Consider the following 19,531-nt stretch of genomic DNA (forward strand, 5'->3'; position numbering starts at 1 on the left):
GTTTCCCTTGCGACGTCTACTCTCACTAGCTGGCCTGCTGACTATTTTCACGGGTTCCGCAGCCCAGGCGCAAAGCGCTTCAGCCTCGCCTAATGATGATCCTTCCTACCGGAAAGAGTTTGTATATGGTGTCAACTTCAATACGAGAGGCGGCTTGATTGGCGGCGTTTCGGTGCGTTCGACCCGGGTACTCACCGAAAACTGGTCACGCTTTTGGAGCATCGAAGCCGTGGAAATCAAACACCGCAAAGAGCGGCGGGTGGCAAGTTTCAACGGCAGTTCCTTCGTGCTCGATAAAGCCAATTACTTCCTTGTTTTGCGTCCCTCAGTAGGGGCGCAACGGGTTATTTTCCGCAAAGCTGCCGAATCAGGCGTACAAGTGAATGCACTGATGTCGGCTGGTCCGTCTATCGGCCTGCTGATGCCTTACTACATCAACTACGACTACACGGAACGAGACATAAACGGGCGACCCACTGGCGGAGAAAAGATACTCGCTCAGCAGTACGATCCATACATTCACAACGATCAATCGTTGATCCGTGACCGGGCTCCGCTCTTTACGGGCGCCAACGAAACCAAGCCGTACATCGGAGCGCACTGGCGCGGTGCGCTTAGCTTCGAGTATGGCCGCTACCGCGACGCGGTAGCTGGCATAGAGACGGGCGTATTGTTGGAGGTGTACGGCAAGCGGCCCGTAATCCTGCGCTCCCGCGACGTGCCTGACAGCAAAATCAACAACCGCTTCTACCCGTCGGTGTACCTCACCGTTTATTTGGGGTCGAGAAGCTAATTTTCAACCGTAATTGGTTGCTGGTAGGTGGCAAGCCTTTTTTCTAGGAGACTTTGTTGGGTTGGCGAAAGCTAGACCCAAACAAAGTCTCTTTTATTTGTTGGTACATGACACTGCTTGTCAACTACGGCTCCTTCGCACCTACTACTTAGTATTTACCGCTTCCTACTAACTGCCAGACCAGTTACCTTTGCTACATGGATGATTTGCTGTTAACCTTGCCCATAGTGCAACCCCAAGTGCCAATGCCCGCTAAGCCGCGCAAGCCCGACTGGCTGCGCGTGAAGCTGCCCGTAGGCCCCGAGTACGCCGCCGTGCGCCGTTTGGTGGACGAGCACAAGCTCCATACTATCTGCGAAAGTGGAAATTGCCCCAATATGGGCGAGTGCTGGGGTGCTGGCACTGCAACATTCATGATCTTGGGCAATGTATGCACCCGCTCTTGCTCGTTTTGCGCCGTAGCCACCGGCCGCCCTACCGAATACGATACCGATGAGCCCCGCCGGGTAGCCGAAGCCATCCAGCTGATGGGCGTGAAGCATGCCGTTATCACCAGCGTCAACCGCGACGAATTAAAAGACCGTGGGGCCAGCATCTGGCACGAAACTGTAGTGCGCATCAAACAATTGTCGCCCGAAACCACTATCGAAACCTTGATTCCGGACGTGAAGGCGAATTGGGAAGCATTGGAGCTGATGATTGCCGGCGGACAGGAAGTGGTATCGCACAACATCGAAACGGTGGGCAGCCTATACCGCCTGGTTCGTCCGCAGGCCAAGTACGACCGGAGCTTGGAACAGATTCGGCGTACCAAAGACGCTGGCAAGCGCACCAAGTCGGGCATTATGCTGGGCTTGGGTGAAACCAAAGACGAGATGTATCGCGCTATGGATGATTTGGTGGCTTATGGCCTCGACATTCTGACGTTGGGCCAGTATCTACAGCCGACCAAGCGCCACCTGGAAGTAGCCGAATTTATCCATCCTGATTTGTTTGCGCATTACCGCGAGGAAGGTCTAGCCCGGGGCCTTAAGTATGTGGAAAGCGGCCCTTTGGTGCGCAGCAGCTACCACGCCGAACGCCACGTAAACGTGCCGATTTAGAAAAGCAAGACGGGACTCACGCAATCAGTCCCCTCATGACGCTTCAAGGACTAGTTGCTTCCAACTGCTCCTTTTTTGCAAGAGGAGCAGGTATACTGGGTCAGCAACCGATACTTAACCATACTAATCTTTGGCTGCTACACGGCTACTACTACAGCCCCAATGTTTGAGCATCGCCATCGGGCTGCGCTAGAGGCCAATATGCCTCAAGTAGGCGTCGTTGTTGACGTACAGGATATAGGCTTTCTGTGTGGTGGGAGCTAATTGCAGATTTTGTTGCGCCGCGGCCAGCAGACGGCGGCTCTGCCGACCCATTCGGTGGCTCCAAAATACCACTACCGTGTAGTCGGCAAATGACTGCATCGCCTGCACGCGGCTACCATCTATGGTGCGCAGGAAAGGCGCTAGCTCCGCAAAGGAAAGCAAACTGTCGGGTGGGGCCTGGGTAACGGGGGGGAACACCTCCAGTTGCCGGTCGTGGTTCCAATCTAGGTTGGGGAAGCCGCCGGCATAGCAATTTACGTAGTACGATACCAGCTGGCCAGCACGATTATAGTAAAGCAGTTGCAACGGCTGCGCGTGGTTCTTGGCTACATCCTGCATTCGCAACGGCTGGCGTTTCAGGAATTCAAAGTAACTGATGTCCAGCACGAAGCTTTTGCCGGGTGTTACGCCTACACCGTAATCTTGCGCGTACGCTTGCAGCTGCGGAAAATCGACTATGTCCGTACGACGCATTCCATACACTCCCTCCGCTACGGTGGTGCAGCTTACAAGCCCTAAGCCGGCAAGCAAGAGCAATACGGCAGCTGACCAACGAGTTTGAGCGGAAGAAGTCATAGCATAAGATACAAAAAAAGCCTCTTAAAACTAAGAGGCTTTTTACCTATAAAAGGTTGTCAGTAAGGTTGCTTGTTAGCGACGAGCGTTGGCGTCGTTGGGTGGGTAGGTGCCTAGAATGCCGTTGACGATGCGGTGCACTTCCTCTTCCGAAATGCTTTGGTTGTCGACCTGTGCTTGGCCGGAACCGCGCCATGCCAACTCTTTGCGACGAGCATCTACCAAGTCGATAATGACCGTACCAGCTTTGTACTGGGTCACAGGCGAATAAAGACCGCGGTTATACAAGCCGTAGCCATAATATGGGTAGCCGAGGCCGTTGTAGTAAGGCGAAACTTGCTGCTTATCTTCCACTTTGGCGCTGTAGGCAACAAACAGGTCGGCATCTTTGTCGACCCGAGTCAAGCCTTTGGCGGCCAACTCGCGCTCCACGGCAGCTTGCAGGCGCTGGTCCAGAAACGACTCATAGCCTTTGGCGGGGCCACCTTCAGCATCAACGGTTTGCTGGGGATACCAAGACCAGGTTTTGTAATTACGGAAATTAACCGAGTGGTCGAAATCAGAGGTAACACCAACTCGGGAAGAGGTAGCGCAACCGGAAACACCCAGTAGCAGCGAAAAACCGATAGCCATGAAAGCGGCTGGACGGGCAAATAAGCGGGTGATGGAGTTCATGGATATAGATCAGTATGAAAGAAACAACAACGACTCGAAAACGGCTTTACAAGGCTTGTTTTACACTTTCCGTTGCTTGTTACTTCAACGTTTTCGAGGGAGCCAATGTTCCCCAATACCAGATATAGCAGGGGAAATCTATTAAAATTATTCCAGGAAAATTATCTTCTTATTTAAGAATCTAATTACCTTCCCCGACCTTAAAACTCAACGATGAACCGAACTCTGCTCCTTTTTCTCAGTTTACTGGGTTTTGCTGCCTGCACAGCAGCTAAAGAAAACACCAGCAGTACCAACACCAACAAAACCCCCGTGGCGCATAGCACAATCGTTGATTGTGTGCTCTACGATGGCATGACCAAAGAATCAGCCCAGTTGGCCAACCTTACTCCCGGCTCCGAGGTGCAGGTAACGGACACAGTTGATGTCTACTTTGTGAAAGCTCGCGTGACAAAGGATGGCAAAACGCTCAACGGGTACATGTACCGCACTTGCTTCCCACAACGGTAATTGGTTGGTGGCTTATTGCTTGAGCCCGGACGTAGAAACGCATAGAAAAAGGCCTGGAACTGTAGTTCCAGGCCTTTTTCAAGTAAAACACAACGTGCTAGTTAGTACGAAGGACCTTTGTCGGTTTCAACCAGCTTTTCTTCGGCGTCGGCATATTCTTCCACCGAGGTGCAAGAACAGATGAGGTTTCGGTCGCCATAAGCAGAGTCGATACGCGAAACGCTGGGCCAAAACTTGGCGGCGCGCACGTAGTCGGTAGGGTACACGGCCTGCTCGCGGCTATAAGGACGGGTCCACTCTTCCGTGAGGACGACGGCCGCCGTGTGGGGGGCGTGCTTGAGCAAGTTGTCTTTGGCATCGGCGCGGCCCGCTTCTACCTCGGCTATTTCCTTGCGGATAGAAATCATGGCTTCGATGAAGCGGTCCAGCTCCTCCTTGCTTTCCGACTCCGTGGGCTCTACCATTAGCGTGCCCGCCACTGGGAACGAAACGGTAGGGGCGTGGAAACCATAGTCCATTAGGCGCTTGGCAATGTCTTCTACCTCGATGCCGGCTTTTTTGAACTGCCGGCAATCCAGAATCATTTCGTGAGCGCAACGGCCGTTAGTGCCGGTGTACAGCACCGGGTAATGCCCTTCCAGCTTGGCCTTGATGTAGTTGGCATTCAGGATAGCCACGCGAGTAGCTTCCGTGAGGCCTTCGCCGCCCATCATGCTGATGTAGGCGTACGAGATAGGCAGAATGCTGGCCGAACCCCACGGCGCCGATGATACCGCGCCTGTCGTGCGGCCATCGGCATCCACTACCACGTGACCAGGCAAATAGGGAGCCAAGTCGGCAACTACACCGATCGGGCCGACGCCGGGTCCGCCGCCGCCGTGCGGGATACAGAACGTTTTGTGCAGATTCAGGTGGCACACATCGGCCCCGATGGTAGCGGGGGACGTGAGGCCCACCTGGGCGTTCATGTTGGCGCCGTCCATGTACACGCGGCCGCCGTGCTGGTGAATTGTCTCGCAGATGTCGATGATGGTTTCCTCGTACACACCGTGCGTGCTAGGGTACGTCACCATCAGGCAGCTCAACTTGTCGGCATATTGCGCGGCTTTGGCTTTCAGGTCCTCCACGTCAATTTCACCAGCCTCACTGCTCTTTACCACCACTACCTGCATGCCGGCCATAACGGCTGAAGCGGGGTTGGTGCCGTGGGCCGAAGCCGGAATCAGAGCAATGTTGCGGTGTTGGTCGCCGCGGGCATCGTGGTAGCCTTTGATGGCCAGCAGGCCAGCGTATTCACCTTGCGCACCGGAGTTAGGCTGTAAGCTCACGGCCGCGAAGCCAGTTACTTCGCACAGCCACAATTCCAGGTCCTGGAAGATCTGGGTGTAACCCTGCGCTTGCTCGCGCGGGGCGAATGGGTGCAAGCCCCCGATTTCCGGCCAGGTTACCGGAATCATTTCGGCGGTGGCGTTCAGCTTCATAGTGCACGAGCCCAGCGGAATCATGGAGTGCGCCAAACTTAAATCTTTGTTTTCGAGGTGCTTCATGTAGCGCAGCATCTCGTGCTCGGAGTGGTGCGTGTTGAAGACCGAATGCGTTAGGTATTGGCTGGTACGCAACAGGGCATCGGGCCAGTTTACCGAAATTTCGGTGGGCAGCGCTACTCGCTTCACTTCCTTACCGAGCACCTTGGCAAACACGGCCACAATATCGGCTACGTCCTCTATCTCAGTGTTCTGGTGCAGCGAGATGCCTACGCGCGGCGTGCCGTGCTCCTCGAAGTAGCGGAAGTTGATGCCCGTTGCTTCGGCTTCTTTCCGGATGGCAGCTTGTAATTCCTGGCTTTCCAGCTTGATGTCGAGTGTGTCGAAGTAGAACTCGTTGCGCTGGTCGAGGCCTAAGGCTTTCAGTTCTTGCTCCAGTACTTGCGTCAGGGCGTGCACGTTGGTGGCAAACTGCTTGATGCGCTGCGGCCCGTGGTATACGGCGTACATACCGGCCAGCACCGACAGCAGCACTTGCGCAGTGCAAATGTTGCTGGTGGCCTTTTCGCGGCGGATGTGCTGCTCCCGGGTTTGCAGCGCCATGCGGTAGGCCTTGTTGCCAGCCGAGTCGATGCTCTGACCGATAATGCGGCCGGGAATGACGCGCTTAAATTGGTCTTTGGTGGACAGGAAACCGGCATGCGGCCCGCCGTAGCCCATAGGTACGCCAAAGCGCTGCGAGTTACCCACGCAAGCATCGGCACCCATCTCGCCGGGAGGCGTGAGGAGTGTGAGGGATAACAAGTCGGTGGCCACGGTCACGAACAGGTTACTGTCGTGGGCCTTGGAGATAAAATCGGTGTAGTCATACACCGCGCCGTCGGCGGCGGGGTATTGCAGAATGGCGCCGAACAGACTCTCATCGGTAAGGTCGGCCGTGCGGTGGTCGCCTACTACCAGCTCGATGCCGAGCGGCGTAGCGCGGGTGCGCAGTACGTCAATGGTTTGGGGCAGCACTTGCTCCGAGACGAAGTAACGGGTAGCGTTCTTCTTCTTGCTCAGCGAGTGGAACATGTGCAGCGTCTCGGCGGCGGCGGTGCCTTCGTCGAGCAAGCTGGCGTTGGCAATTTCGAGGCCTGTCAAGTCAATCACCATTGTCTGATAATTGATGAGAGCTTCGAGCCGGCCCTGCGCAATTTCGGCTTGGTAAGGCGTGTAGGCCGTGTACCAACCCGGATTTTCTAGAATGTTGCGTTGAATAACGGGCGGCAACTGCGTGTCGTGGTAGCCCAAACCGATGTAGTTCTTGAAGAGCCGGTTCTGGCTGGCAATGCCTTTGAACTTCGCCAAAAAAGCTCGCTCCGTAAGGGCCGCGGGTAAGTTTAGCGGCTGCTTCAGGCGAATGGCGGCCGGCACAGTTTCATCGATGAGCTGGTCAAGCGAATCGACACCAATGGTGCGCAGCATGTCAGCCACGGCAGCGGAATCAGGTCCGTTATGACGGTCAATGAATACGTCGGCGGCCTTGGGTTGGAGCAACATATAGAGTATTGAGTAGTAGGAAGAAGGTATCAGGACAGACCCCAACAAAGGTAACTTGAAAAAAGTAACCTGAATTGCTTGCTTCCTAAATCCATCAACCCCTTAAAAGTTTAGGGCGGCAGCACGAATGTTGTTTCGTGCTGCCGCCCCAAGCTCATTTACCTAATTGGTATTAGGGAAGGCCTCACTGTTTGAGCACCTTCACCGTAGTTTGCTGTCCGTCGGCGGTGCGTATGCGCACTAGGTACAGGCCTGGTTTCAGGTGGAGACCACCAGTGAGGTCGTCGCGCCGCTCACCTTGCTCTACTACTTGTCCTGCCGAGTTGTAGATCAGGTAAGTGAATTGTCCGGCTGTTTTAATGTGGATGGCGCTGGTGGTTGGGTTCGGGTACACGTCCACCCCAATCCGGTTGAGGCTACCCGTGCGAGTGCCCAACGGGCCGTTGTTGGTGCTGTCGGCCAACACAATGTTGGGTGTAGGCGCCGGGGCCATGCCCGTGCCCAAATAGTAGCTGGTATGCGGCGGCTGGTTGTAGGCCGAGTTTTCGTGCGCTACGGCCAGCCGATACTGCGAGTCGTGCATGAGCGTGTAAATGCGCTCGGTGGTAGGCGTAGCGGTCGAGTAGAGCAGCAGGCTTTGGTTGTCGCGGGCCCGTAGCAGGATTTCCTCTCGCCAGTCGCCGAGGATGTCGGCCGTTAGGCCCGGGTTGGCTTTGGTGCCGTTGCTGGTTTGCGCGTCACCGTCGGCGACGGTGCTTGGCGTGAGCAGCCGAGTCAGGCTGTTGGTAGTCGGAACCCATTTTTCCAGTCGCACCGTGGCAACGTTGGTAGTCGCATTATACCCCGCATCCAGCAACTCGCGCGACAAGTCCCCGTCCCACCATACCGCAAAATTGATAGTAGGCTTGGCGGTACCAATCTGTACGCCCGTGCAGGTGTACAACCCGCCAGTGGAACCCCACATTTCGTAGCCGCGGTGGTTGGGGTCTACATCGGCGGCCAATCCGCGGCCGATGTCGCCGGTGGCGGGTACGCCCCACAGGGGCTGGCCGGTGAGGGCATCGCGGCATTCGAGGCCATAGACACCATATTGAGACGGAGTTTCATGGGGCTGCCATACTTCCTGGCCGGGCCGGTCGGGGTTCATGTCGCTCATGTGCAGCGCGTCGCCGTGGCCGAGGCCATTCACATATAGCCCAGTGCCGTTGTCGCGGATGGCGCTAGGTCCGTTCACTACTTCGTCGCGGCCATTGCCATCCACATCGCCCACGGTGAGCTGGTGGTTGCCCTGGCCGGCATAGGCACCGTTGCCGGGCGTGTCGCTATCGAAAATCCAGCGTTGCGTGAGTTGGCCGTTGCGCCAGTCCCAGGCCACGCGCACCAAACGGGTGTAATAACCACGACCCATAATCAGGCTCGGCCGTACGCCGTCTAGATAAGCTACCGTCGAGACAAAACGGTCTACGCGGTTGCCATAGTTGTCACCCCACGAAGTAACCGCACCGCGCGCGGGCAAGTAAGGCGTAGTAGCCATGGCGGCACCGGTCCGGCCGTTGAAAACAGTTAGGAACTCCGGGCCGGTGAGAACGTAGCCGGCGGTGTTACGATAGTCGGCGTTGGCATCTCCAATGACAACGCCACGGCCGTCGATGGTACCGTCGGCAGTTTTGCAGGCCACTTCCGCTTTGCCATCACTATCGAGGTCGTACACCATCAGCTGCGTGTAGTGCGCCCCAGCCCGGATGTTGCGGCCCAAGTCGATGCGCCACAACCGGGTGCCGTTGAGCTTGTACGCATCTAGGTACACGTTGCCCGTGTAGCCAGATTGCGAGTTGTCTTTGGCGTTGGAAGGGTCCCACTTCAAAATGATTTCATACTCGCCGTCGCCGTCCACATCGCCCACACTACAGTCGTTGGCCGAGTACGTGTATGCCACGCCGTCGGGCGTGGTGCCCCCGGCGGGCAACTGAATCGGGATGCGCTGATAAAGTTGCTGCCACACATTAGCGGCTGCGGAGGCGGCCTGCTCTACCCCGTTCAGTACCGGCCGTACGGTGTAGGTAGCGGTGGCATCGGTGTCGTCGATGAGGTTGGTAGCACCCGTAATAGGAGTGGCGTTGATTTTGGTGGTGCCGCGGTACACGTTGAAGGCAATGGTGGCCGGATCGGTACCGAACAGGCGCCATCCTACATACACCGTGTTGGGAGAAGTGCGGATGGCCACGACACTCCGGTTAAGTTTCTCCATGCGCCGCTGGGCCTGCGCTACTCCGGTACTCACCAACAAAACAAGCAAAAGGGCAAATCTGCCGGCAAGAGCAAACATTCGGCGCAGCTGAGTGCGGGGCTTTGGTTTGGAAATGGGGGGTAAGTAAACCGTTTGATTCATAGGGGTAGGGGGAAGGATGGATGGGACTTCAGTGCTATCAAGTAAACAAGCGCTGGTGCTGCAACCATCCTGTGCTCTACTGGCTAAGGGGCTATACCATAATCATGTACGTCAAGGTGGCGCTATTGCCCATAGTTGCTGGCAGCGCCTAAAGCTTAGCAGCACATACAACCCTGCCGGACTGGTGGAGCCCGGCAGCAGCCCGGCGAAAACCAATAGATTTGAGTTGGATTCCCACCCAAGTAAAGCATATGAGTTCCATAACCATCGGCCTGATCTGCGAAGGCAAAACCCCACCTGACAAGCGGGTGCCCCTCACACCCAAGAAATGCGTGGAAGCGGAAGCGCACTACCCTGGTTTGCGCATAATTGTGCAGGAAAGTCCACACCGGTGCTTCGCTGACCAGGAGTACCGTGACCTGGGCCTGGAAGTACGGGCCGATGTAGCAGGCTGCGACATTCTGATGGGCGTAAAAGAGGTGCCCGTAAATCAGCTAATTCCCAACAAAACCTACTTGTTTTTTTCACATACGGTAAAAAAGCAGCCCGCTAACCGAGAACTGCTGCGAGCGATACTCAAGCACAACATCACCCTGATCGACTATGAGTTGATGACCAATCAGGAGGGAGGCGAGCGTATTGTGGCGTTTGGCCGCTGGGCCGGTATTGTGGGCGCCTACAACGGACTGCTAACCTACGGCCGCAAGCACAACCTATATGCTCTCAAGCCAGCGTATCAGTGCGTTGATATGGAGGATATGCAGGAAGAATTTTTCAAGGTGAAACGGCTGCCGCCCATCAAAATAGTGGTGACGGGTTCGGGGCGAGTAGCGCAGGGCGCGCTGGAAGTTCTGGATTTGATGGGCCTGAAACGGGTGAGCGTCTACGATTACCTGTACCTCGACTTCAACGAGCCGGTATACACGCAACTGCGTAGCTCCGACTACAACCGCCGCCGCGACGGCCGCATCTGGGATACGCCCGACTTTCACCGCAATCCGCACGAGTACGAATCCACCTTCGGCACCTTCCTGCCGGTTACCGACCTGCTAATTGCCTGCGCCTATTGGCACCCGGCCGCCCCCCAACTGTTCACGGAGCAAGACACACAACGCACCGACTTCCGCATCAACACCATTGCCGACGTTACCTGCGACGTGAACGGCTCGGTACCCACCACCAAACGCAGCACGACCATTTCGGAGCCGGCCTTCGACTACAATTGCCGCACTGGCGAACTGGAACCCGCCTATTCCAACCCGGCCAACATCACCATTATGGCCGTTGATAACCTGCCCTGCGAACTGCCGCGCAACGCCAGCCGTGACTTCAGCCGCCAACTCATCGACAACGTACTGCCCCACTTGCTAGGCGAGTCCGGCCAAGACGAAGTAGTGGAGCGGGCAACCATTGCGCGCAACGGCCAACTGCTGCCGCGTTACCAATACTTAAGCGACTATGTAGCCCAGCAATAGACGTAGTGTGGAGCAGCGCCCTTCGCTTGCTGTAGGCAAGCTTTATGCTGCCGAGTTGAGTTGTAAGGCTGCGGCTACATTTCAACGCGCAGACAACTTCAACTACTTTTTCGATGAGCTTATCTACACGCCGCGCAACACAGGGTAGCGGGCTTGCACCAACATGTAGAGGCCGTAAGCCATAAGGCCTAGCGCCACAATGCCCAGTACGGCCGGCCCCATAGTAGCCAGCAAGTCAAAAGCTTCCTCGGTGGTGCCAGTTGCCGAGGCGCGGGACTGTTGGCCGGCCTGCACAAAGAAGTACCCGATAATAGCCATGACAATGCCCCGCGCGGTGTACCCAACCTGGCCCGTGCGGTACACAATGCTCTGCTGATTGGCGGGCAAGTCGCTGGCGTTTACGTGCTTATGAAACTTGCCAGAGTAAGCATTAACAAGCTGGTAGATGCCAGCGCCGATAATGGCTAACCCCACCACTATAATTATCCAGTCGCCACCGGGCCAGCCAAGCACTTTGGCAGTAAGCGTTTGCTGGCTATTACCGCCAGCCTTGGCGCTGCCGCTCCAAGCTAGCTGCGCGGCAAACCAAGCCAAGCTGGCGTAGAGTAGTCCGCTGCCCACGTAGCCTAGCCGCCGGCCAATTCCTTTGGCCCCCGAACCTTTATTTTCTGTATCGCGGACCGCCTGCACAAAGCGCCAGACAATATAGCCGAGCAACCCAAACGCAATAAAGCCGAGTATTACTGGACCGCCTGGCACATCCTGCAACGTCTGGACTGCTTGTTCTTTGTCGGCGGTTTGGCCGCCGCGTTGGCCGGTGGCCGCCAGCAGTGCCAAGATGCCCATCAGCAAATACACCACGCCTTTGGCCGCAAAGCCGAAGCGTGCGAGCGTCCGAATGCCTGCGGAAGGGGAAGAAGGAACAGCAGAGGAAAGAGTGTTAGCGACAGACATAGTGCGGAGTTAGGATGGTAGGTACCATCCGTACGCAGAACGTTGCTGTTAAGATTAAGCAAGAGGTGGACGCGGCTGAGTAGGCAGTCCGCCGCACCGACCTAGCGCGCCCATTGGCCGGTAGATGGTCGCGCCCCGTTGCAGTAAAGGCAAATTCACGGGGAGGTCGAGGGTGAGAATGGGTTTGCCCTGCGCTACGGGGTGAGCCAACAGCCGGTCGATATTGCCATCGACCGTCATATATGGCACGAAAAACTGGTCAGCCAAGTCAGCTACTAGCAGATTACGGATTTCGGCCGTCTCGTCGGTGATGGTGCGCAACGTGCTTTCGAAAGGAGTAAGGAAAAGCAAGCGGCCTGCTGCTATCTCGGCTCCGTATTCAAAACGCAAATTGGGCTGAATACCGCGTCCTAGCGCGTAGATAATAGGCTGTTGGGGGCCTTGCAGCAAATACCGAAAAACGGCCTGCTCCAGTTTGGAATGAAAGCCCGACAACACGCACGTATGATCATAGCGCTGCTCAAGGGCCCACATGTAGGTGGGCCGTTCGATGGCTTCCGGATATTGACGTGAGCAGAAAAAAGCAGTTTTCGGCTGCCGTAGTAGAGCCGGATCACCCAGGGTACGTAATTCCTCTGGATTAATGCTCATAAAGTCGGGACACTAAAAGCGAGTTTAGTAAAGTTAGTCAGATAACAATATTTATAATACATATATGAAAAATTATGTAAGCTGCTCTTCAGAAAATAGTAATCCATATCTCTGAATACAAGCCTGCTGTTGTAAAGCAAATGCCTCAGACATTGCTGTCCGAGGCATCTGATCCAAACATTGAAAGCATGTTTGGCACTTAGAAAGTACGTTTAAACCAAGCCTTGATGTCATCAACAGCTTCACCTGTCTTATGTTGTAGGCTCCCGAACCATTCATCCTGCTTGCCTTCTTCATACGTGAGGTCGTCGTCGGTGAGGCCGCCCCATTTCTGTTTGGCCTGGCCCTTGATTTCGTTCCAATTGCCGCGCGTACGCAACTCGGTGCTGTCGTCGATGCCGTTGTTGTTAGCGTCCATGGTAGGTGGGTAAGGGTGGAAGACGTAAAGGTATACGGTCCAGTTACAAGCTCGACCAAAAAAACTGAACATTATTTCAGGTTTAATTCCTGCCCATGGGGCATATACCAACCTTACTACACCAAAATAACCTCGGTTTAGTCGCGGCTGGCAGCTTGAGTTTTGCGCGCAACCTGGTTTCTTTAGGTTGCTATTTTCTTGACCTTACCCTGCGATTTTCAATTAGTTAGTGCCTTACTCTATCCCACCTTATTTCACCTATATATATGGATGATTTGCGTACTACCCTGGCCACTTTCTCGCCCGAGGACCGCAAGGATTTCGCCCAGTTTATTCAGCGCCAGAAACGCAAACAAAAAGGCCGAATGGACTTGCGCCTCTACGAACTGCTGCTCCATCCCAAAGAATATACCACGCCTCAACTGCTGGCTCGGCTCTACCCCGACGAGCCCAACGCCACGGCCTACTACGCCTTGCGCAAGCGTCTGCTGCGCCACCTCACCGACTACCTTCTGCTGCGCCAGCGCCAGCACGACCCCACGGCGGCCTCTTCGGTTCGCGGTTCGCTCACCTTGGCGCAGTACCTATTCGAGGCGGGGGTACCGCGCTTGGCTTGGGCCACATTGCGTAAAGCCGAAAAGCTAGCCCGCCTCAACGAGCAATATGAATTGCTCAACACCGTATACAACCTGCAAATTGCCCATGCCAACAGTGAATTTGCTGATCCACTAGAAGAAATTATTCGCTGCCGGCATCTCAACAAGAAAGCCGCCGATGAAGAAGAACGCGCTGGCATTGCCGACAGCCTGATCCGGCAACGCTTGCGCCAGGCCCGCGTGAAAGGCCGGGCCGGCGAGGCCTTTGATGGAATCTTGCAGGACGTATTACGCGAATACGATTTGCAGGAAGCGTTTGCGCGCCGCCCGGCCGTGCTTTATCGTCTAATGTCCATTGCCCGCAACGCCATGCTGGTGCGCCGTGACTTTGCTTCGTTTACGCCGTTTGTGCTGCGCTGCTACCACCTCATGGAAAAGCGGCACGGCTTCCAGCCCGCGCACCGCTACTACCAAGTGGGGTTGCTGTACATGATTGCGCACGCCCTCTACCGAGTGCGGCGCTTCGAGGAGTCGGTGCGGTATTTGGCATTGCTACGCGGGGCGCTAACCGAGGAAGACGGTGCGAGCTACCGGGCCGAGTGGCTGCCGCGCTACACGTTTCTGCTGGCCGCCAACTACGCTTTTCTGCGCCGCAACGCGGAGAGTATTCAATTGCTAGAGTGCGCCTTACACTCGTCTGCCCATACTCTTTCGCCCCGCGACCAGCTTACGGTTCGTCTGGGGCTGGCTTTCCATTATTTCGCCGAAGGCAAATTCGCCAAAACCAATCAAGCTCTCATCAACATTGGCCGCTCCGATCATTGGTGCGAGCAGGAAATGGGTTTGGAATGGCTGATCAACAAGAACATCGGGGAAATGCTGGCTCAATTTGAACTGGGCAACCCCGACTTGGCTCTGAACCGGCTGCGGTCCATCGAGCGGCTGTTGCGGGAGCGGAGCGGCGTCGAGGATGGCGGCCCGTACGCCTACGTGCTTGGCTACTTAAGCCTAGTGCGTGAAATAATCGACAATCCGGAGGCTATGCAGCTCCCTGAGTTTGCCCGTCAGGTAGCGCAAATGCCGCAGTCATTGCCCTTGCAGCGCGAAGATTTGCAGGCGCTCAGTTTTTATGCCTGGCTACAAGCCCGCATAACGCGCCGACCTTACTACGAGGTGCTGTTAGAGCTAGCCGATGTTCCAGCGGAAGCAGACGCAAGGAAATAGCGCTGCTGTAACCGACTACAAACAACTAAACTAGTAAAACAGAAAAGCCGCCCGGCCAAATCGGGCACTAGCCAGATTCCGCCGGGCGGCTTCCTTGTAATTTTAAGGTTATTCTATTCTTCGCGCGCAGCCTTGTTGATATCGGCTTTAGCGTCGGCGGCGGCTTTGTCGAGTTTAGCGTCAGCTTTTTCGGCGGCGGCATTGGTTTCGGCAGCAGCTTTGTCGGCACCTGCCTCTATTTTCTGACCGGCTTTTTCACCTGCGTTTTCAATGGCCGCGCCTGCATTCTCGGCGGCAGCTTCGGTGCTGGCCGCGGCCTTGTCCACTGCATTTTCGGTGGCGTTAGCGGCGTTATTCGCTTCAGCCGACGCGGCATCACCGGCATTTTCGGCGGCGGCTTCAGTATTGTTGGCGGCAGCTTCGGCATTCTCTTTACCGGTTTCGGTGCAAGAGGTGGCAGCGAAGGCAATGGTAGCAGCTACAAACAAAAATTTAAGGGACATTTTCATGAGTGTGGAGAAAGTAAAAGATGGTTGGAAACTCGTCCTTTAATCATCCCCTTCTCGAAAAGTAACCCAACAGTATTAGAGCATTTTAGCAGAGCTGGCGTTCGAAAAATGTTGCCAGCATCGTTCCTGTTAATTCTTCTCTCAAGCAGGCTGCGAGCTCCAGCGGTGCAAGCAGATGCCCGCTATACAGTTCGGTTTGCTACTCACCGGCTACACAAGCCGCTGCTACTACATAATAGCAGTTAACTCAACTTTTCCCGACGCGAGTAAGTATAGGAAAGCAAGCTCTCCCGCTCACTGACTTACATCATCATGGACTCCACTGCTTCCACTCCCCAAACGCCCGCTACACCCAATGTGCCGCTCGACGTTACCGACCAGCAGAGTACTGCTTTGCTCGAAGACACTCTCAACCTGCTCAACGCTGGGGTACCCGATCAGCGTGACCAACACGGCCTGGCCGAAATAGAGCGGTGGGAAGCGGTGCTGCAAGCCTCCGAACGGCCCGGTTTGGCCAAAATCATCCAGGAGCTTGCTACGTTGCGCGAGCAGTTAACAGCTTCCGACACTGAAACCCACGATTTAGCGGAAACTATAGCCACGCTAGGTGCCGAAACGGCCAAAGTAGCCGACGACCCCAATGCCGACTATTCAGCTCCACTCGGCCATCTAAGCAAAGTACTTATCAAGATGGGGTCTTCGCTCTCGCGCTAAGCTAAGTTGCTTCACAAGGAAAGCGCCCCGGCCAGTCAGGCCGGGGCGCTTTCGTTTTACGTTGTTTTAGAGGCTTGCTACGTGTTCTGTGGAACAATGCACCTCCAGAATAAGCCTCGTTGGGCTTTCACTCTACTTACTTAGCAGGTTACCTTTGCGGACCCTTATCCAGGGCTGCCTGCTTATGCCTGATTCTTCTGCTCTCGACGATTTCACTTTCTACGACCCGTTCGACGGCATGCGTTTCGGGCCGGAGCAGTGTTTCCTGTGTGGCACGCCTACTACGCCCGCCGACTTCGTGCCCGTCTTCGCCGATTGGCTGATGGCGCGCTACGGTTTGCATAGCCGGCAGATCAAGCTGCTCGACCTTAGCATCGTAGCCTACCAGGATTTGCACATTCCTTGCTGCCCGCGCTGCCGTACACAACACGTTGAGCCCCTGGAGGCACAAGTGGAAGGCGCTACTAGCCAGGGCGTTCAAGCGCTGAAAAGCCTAGACGACAAGACCCTGTACCTGTGGCTGGGCAAAATGTTCTACGGGGTATTGGTAACGGAGCTACTCAACGAACTGGACCCACTGGCGGTACCCCAATATCCGCTGGCCGAAAACGCGCGGATGCTACGCCGGTTCCAAGCGTTTTTTCAGTGCTTCCAGGCCTTGCGCGTACCCGTCGAGTTCGAGGATTTCACGCCGGCTTCCTTGTTTGTGCTCGAAGTTGATTCCACTCAGGACGATATGCCCTTCGAGTACGACGACGACCTGAGCACCCTCACCTTCAGCATCAAGCTCGACAGCGCAGTTATAACCGCTTGCCTCGTCGATAACGGCATTATCGGGCAAGCTATGCGCCGCGTGTATCAGGACGCCAGCCGGTCCTTGCATCCAGTGCAAGTGGCTGAATTTAAGGCCCGTGTCTACTACGCTGCTTACATTTTAAATGTGGTGCCCGACTACTTCCCGCGTAGCCGTCGGCCCGATGCTATGCACATCGAAATGGACACCCTTATTGACGACATCACGGGCGACATTTTCAATCCGTGGGAAAATGCAGCGTACGGACAATCGTTGCTGGAAATGTGGAAGCGGTGGAATATTCCACTCGCAGAAATTATGCGGGACCCCGAACAGCCGCTTTCTCTTCTCTACCAAGCAGATGGGGAACCTCGGCACCTGACGCACTATCCCGAGGAAACAGAAAACAATAAGCAGAAAGTAAATGGCGGCTAGCTAGCCTGCCATATCGGTTTGGGAGTAAGCTTGCTAAGCTTGATTTTGCTCCAACGGCCTTCGAGGCCCGATTTGCATTCCCGTTCGTTCACCAGCACATCCACACTGCGGCGGTGGCGGCGGTTCATCGTGTCATGAATTATGTAGTCACCGTCGAGAGCGGTGGAGATGCCACGAACCCGTACTTTCTCGCCATAGCGGAAGGGGCCGCCGCCGTCCCTGAGTAAGTCGCGAGAAACAGCCAGCCAGCGCGTGCGGCTCGAATGGCGAGTTGGGATGATGGACCCATCAGCGGTTTCCATCGGATCACTATCGGTCTGGCCCGGCTCGGGCCAGTAAGTAGTTGCCGTAACCGTGTACGACAACGTTTTGGGAAGCTTTTTGATTGGCGGTATGGGTACCGCAACGGCCACCGAACGGGGGCTGAGGCTAGCTACAGTGGAGGGCAGAGCTAGCGCGGGGGACGAAATAGTGCGGGGAGGAAAGAGGAAGGTTAAAAGGAATAACGCAATGGACATGGCGTTTGGGTTCGTGTACTCTCACTTAGTCTGGAGAGGGTAGACAGCCGGCCCGACTCGGCTTCAGGGACGGGCATAACCCTTTTCAAATAGAAAAGGTTGCCCTGGTTTTTTATGTCAACAGCCAAAAGACCGAAACAAGCATGTTAAGCAAGAAATAGGGGTGAAAATCAGACGAAAACGATAATATATAGGACTTAACGATAGTATATATGATAAGAGGCGCCAAAGATACGAGAATTATCATGACGAACTGGCAACCAGTTGCGGCGCAGCCTGCCAAATAGTGCGTTGCGCACCCAACTTTTACGGGGCGCAGCAGTAAAGTAGTAGCCCCCGAAGATTGGTTATCAACCAAACTATGGGCCTAAAAGGACGGTAGCGGCAGTCACCTCAACCTGAGCCGTAAGACAACCTGCAACATCCAATTATTCCAAATTTTTCATGCATAAATTCATGCCTTGCCTTCTCAATATTTCTTCTTTGAGACCAGCTATTTTGCCGGCCAGTCTACTTGCTTTGGTAGTGGCAAGCAGTTGTTCATCTCCCTCCAGCACCGCCAATGAAGTTGGTGCTACTATCTCTGCCGATTCCACTGTTGCAACTGCGCCGCAAGCGCCAGCCAATTCACCGTTGCAGATAGTAGCGGCGTTTCGGGAGCCGCAGATTGTGGGGGTTGCCGTGTTGCCTGATGGGCGAGTGTTTGGGGATTTTCCGCGTTGGGACAACAACCCAATTAATCCGGTTGCTGAGATAGGGGCAAATGGTTCCGTAAAGCCCTATTCAGATGCTAACTGGTGCACCTGGAATGAAACTGTGCGCAACGAGCCGCAGAAGCACTGGATTTGTCCGCAGAGCGTGTACGCCGACAAAACCGGCATGCTATGGGTGCTCGACCCGGCTTCACCCAATATAAAAGGCACTGTGGTTGGGGGCCCGAAGCTGGTTGAAATTGATCCGAAGACCAACAAGGTAACTCGGAATATCAGCTTCTCAGAAAGTGTAGCGGCTCGTAAATCCTACCTCAACGACGTTCGGGTTGATACGGAGCACAATTACGCCTACATCACCGAGTCGGGTATTGGAGCCTTGGTAGTGGTGGATTTGAAATCCAGTAAGGCCCGCAAACTGCTGGAGAAGCACCCTTCCATGCTGGGCGACACCACGCTGAACATTAAAGCAGATGGTCATGAGATGATAGACCCTACGGGCAAGAAAGCGCGCTTCAACGCCGATGGTATTGCCTTGAGTCAAGACTTTCAGTATCTCTATTGGAAGCCGCTAACCAGTTACAAACTGTACCGCATCAAGACCGAAGCGCTACGCAATGCCACATTAACTGATGCCCAACTCGGTCAGCAAATAGAGGACTTAGGTAAAGTGCCCGCTTGCGATGGGATGGAGATTGATGCACAAAACAACCTCTACATGACGGCTTTCGAGAATCACTCGATAGTGCGCCGCACGCCCGCCGGCAAAATCGAGCCGGTGGTACAAGATCCCCGTCTCGAATGGCCCGATACCTTCGCCTTTGGGCCCAATGGGATGCTATACATTACCAACTCTGCAATTCACAAAACCGCAACTTGGAACAAAGGAATCGGCCGACAGGATCAGCCGTATCACATATTCAAAATGAGAATGGCGCAATAGCCAGAGATACACGCTCTTACCTAACGTAAAGGCTGAGCTTAGTAGTAAACCTTTGCAATGTTTATTGGTAACAGAAAGCTCTTTCCCGCGTTCAGGGGAGAGCTTTCTATTTTATTTTGAATAGATTGGTTTGCTTTTTTGTTGAGCCAGCAAGTCTACTCTGAAAGTAAGGGGTTGATAAAGAGGGAAATTCGTGTACCCGAATACAGGTTTTTACCTCACTGCCAGACTTGTTATCTTTACTCCCGACCCAAC

At 55.0% G+C, this 19,531-nt stretch carries 17 protein-coding genes; 8 read left to right on the forward strand and 9 right to left on the reverse strand.

Annotation, left to right across the window (positions count from 1 at the left end; translation table 11 throughout):
• Positions 1 to 7 precede the first annotated feature (7 nt).
• Together ACFE7X_RS11120 and lipA are read left to right on the forward strand one after the other, a co-directional pair.
• Positions 8 to 793, forward strand: coding sequence for a hypothetical protein (locus ACFE7X_RS11120; RefSeq protein WP_375435736.1), 786 nt, complete (start codon positions 8 to 10; stop codon positions 791 to 793).
• Positions 794 to 1,038: 245 nt separating this feature from the next.
• The gene (gene lipA / locus ACFE7X_RS11125) at positions 1,039 to 1,896 is read left to right on the forward strand and encodes a lipoyl synthase (RefSeq protein ID WP_375435775.1); all 858 of its coding nucleotides are present in this window, start codon (positions 1,039 to 1,041) and stop codon (positions 1,894 to 1,896) included.
• 189 nt (positions 1,897 to 2,085) lie between these two features.
• Here lipA and ACFE7X_RS11130 read toward each other — a convergent pair whose 3' ends face one another.
• Together ACFE7X_RS11130 and ACFE7X_RS11135 are read right to left on the reverse strand one after the other, a co-directional pair.
• Positions 2,086 to 2,736 carry a hypothetical protein gene (locus tag ACFE7X_RS11130; protein ID WP_375435737.1) on the reverse strand — a complete coding sequence of 217 codons (651 nt, stop codon included), beginning with the start codon at positions 2,734 to 2,736 and terminating at the stop codon, positions 2,086 to 2,088.
• Between the two features lie 75 nt (positions 2,737 to 2,811).
• Positions 2,812 to 3,411, reverse strand: coding sequence for a DUF4136 domain-containing protein (locus ACFE7X_RS11135; RefSeq protein WP_375435738.1), 600 nt, complete (start codon positions 3,409 to 3,411; stop codon positions 2,812 to 2,814).
• Positions 3,412 to 3,624: 213 nt separating this feature from the next.
• Between ACFE7X_RS11135 and ACFE7X_RS11140 the strand changes: the two genes are divergently transcribed.
• Positions 3,625 to 3,921, forward strand: coding sequence for a hypothetical protein (locus tag ACFE7X_RS11140; protein ID WP_375435739.1), 297 nt, complete (start codon positions 3,625 to 3,627; stop codon positions 3,919 to 3,921).
• A 101-nt stretch (positions 3,922 to 4,022) separates the two neighbouring features.
• Here ACFE7X_RS11140 and gcvP read toward each other — a convergent pair whose 3' ends face one another.
• Both gcvP and ACFE7X_RS11150 read right to left on the reverse strand, forming a co-directional pair.
• Entirely contained in the window at positions 4,023 to 6,947 is a 2,925-nt protein-coding gene (gene gcvP, locus ACFE7X_RS11145) for an aminomethyl-transferring glycine dehydrogenase (RefSeq protein WP_375435740.1), read from the reverse strand.
• Positions 6,948 to 7,131: 184 nt separating this feature from the next.
• Positions 7,132 to 9,336: a T9SS type A sorting domain-containing protein gene (locus tag ACFE7X_RS11150; protein WP_375435741.1), complete on the reverse strand. Its 2,205-nt coding sequence runs from the start codon at positions 9,334 to 9,336 to the stop codon at positions 7,132 to 7,134.
• A 251-nt stretch (positions 9,337 to 9,587) separates the two neighbouring features.
• On the opposite strand from ACFE7X_RS11150, the gene ACFE7X_RS11155 reads away from it, so the two are divergent.
• A complete protein-coding gene (locus ACFE7X_RS11155) occupies positions 9,588 to 10,811 on the forward strand; it encodes an NAD(P)-dependent oxidoreductase (protein WP_375435742.1) in 1,224 nt (407 codons plus the stop codon).
• 123 nt (positions 10,812 to 10,934) lie between these two features.
• On the opposite strand, the gene ACFE7X_RS11160 is transcribed toward ACFE7X_RS11155, so the two are convergent.
• From ACFE7X_RS11160 to ACFE7X_RS11170, 3 genes are all read right to left on the reverse strand, one after another.
• Complete coding sequence (locus ACFE7X_RS11160; RefSeq protein WP_375435743.1) at positions 10,935 to 11,765, reverse strand: DUF1206 domain-containing protein; 831 nt, start codon at positions 11,763 to 11,765, stop codon at positions 10,935 to 10,937.
• Between the two features lie 54 nt (positions 11,766 to 11,819).
• A complete protein-coding gene (locus ACFE7X_RS11165) occupies positions 11,820 to 12,416 on the reverse strand; it encodes a DNA-binding protein (RefSeq protein WP_375435744.1) in 597 nt (198 codons plus the stop codon).
• Between the two features lie 199 nt (positions 12,417 to 12,615).
• Complete coding sequence (locus ACFE7X_RS11170) at positions 12,616 to 12,834, reverse strand: CsbD family protein (RefSeq protein ID WP_375435745.1); 219 nt, start codon at positions 12,832 to 12,834, stop codon at positions 12,616 to 12,618.
• Between the two features lie 266 nt (positions 12,835 to 13,100).
• Between ACFE7X_RS11170 and ACFE7X_RS11175 the strand changes: the two genes are divergently transcribed.
• The gene (locus ACFE7X_RS11175) at positions 13,101 to 14,654 is read left to right on the forward strand and encodes a hypothetical protein (protein WP_375435746.1); all 1,554 of its coding nucleotides are present in this window, start codon (positions 13,101 to 13,103) and stop codon (positions 14,652 to 14,654) included.
• Between the two features lie 113 nt (positions 14,655 to 14,767).
• Here ACFE7X_RS11175 and ACFE7X_RS11180 read toward each other — a convergent pair whose 3' ends face one another.
• A complete protein-coding gene (locus ACFE7X_RS11180) occupies positions 14,768 to 15,163 on the reverse strand; it encodes a hypothetical protein (RefSeq protein ID WP_375435747.1) in 396 nt (131 codons plus the stop codon).
• A 312-nt stretch (positions 15,164 to 15,475) separates the two neighbouring features.
• Between ACFE7X_RS11180 and ACFE7X_RS11185 the strand changes: the two genes are divergently transcribed.
• Positions 15,476 to 15,877 (forward strand): hypothetical protein, encoded by a 402-nt coding sequence (locus ACFE7X_RS11185; protein WP_375435748.1) that lies wholly within the window; start codon positions 15,476 to 15,478, stop codon positions 15,875 to 15,877.
• 184 nt (positions 15,878 to 16,061) lie between these two features.
• Positions 16,062 to 17,105 (forward strand): hypothetical protein, encoded by a 1,044-nt coding sequence (locus tag ACFE7X_RS11190; RefSeq protein WP_375435749.1) that lies wholly within the window; start codon positions 16,062 to 16,064, stop codon positions 17,103 to 17,105.
• Here the strand turns inward: ACFE7X_RS11190 and ACFE7X_RS11195 are convergent.
• The gene (locus tag ACFE7X_RS11195) at positions 17,102 to 17,623 is read right to left on the reverse strand and encodes a hypothetical protein (protein WP_375435750.1); all 522 of its coding nucleotides are present in this window, start codon (positions 17,621 to 17,623) and stop codon (positions 17,102 to 17,104) included. The two genes, ACFE7X_RS11190 and ACFE7X_RS11195, sit on opposite strands and share 4 nt — an antisense overlap.
• A gap of 483 nt (positions 17,624 to 18,106) precedes the next feature.
• Here ACFE7X_RS11195 and ACFE7X_RS11200 point away from each other — a divergent pair, with 483 nt between their 5' ends.
• Positions 18,107 to 19,276 (forward strand): SMP-30/gluconolactonase/LRE family protein, encoded by a 1,170-nt coding sequence (locus tag ACFE7X_RS11200; protein ID WP_375435751.1) that lies wholly within the window; start codon positions 18,107 to 18,109, stop codon positions 19,274 to 19,276.
• The last annotated feature ends 255 nt before the right edge of the window (positions 19,277 to 19,531 follow it).

It is taken from the genome of uncultured Hymenobacter sp. (assembly GCF_964242765.1).
GTDB lineage: Bacteria > Bacteroidota > Bacteroidia > Cytophagales > Hymenobacteraceae > Hymenobacter.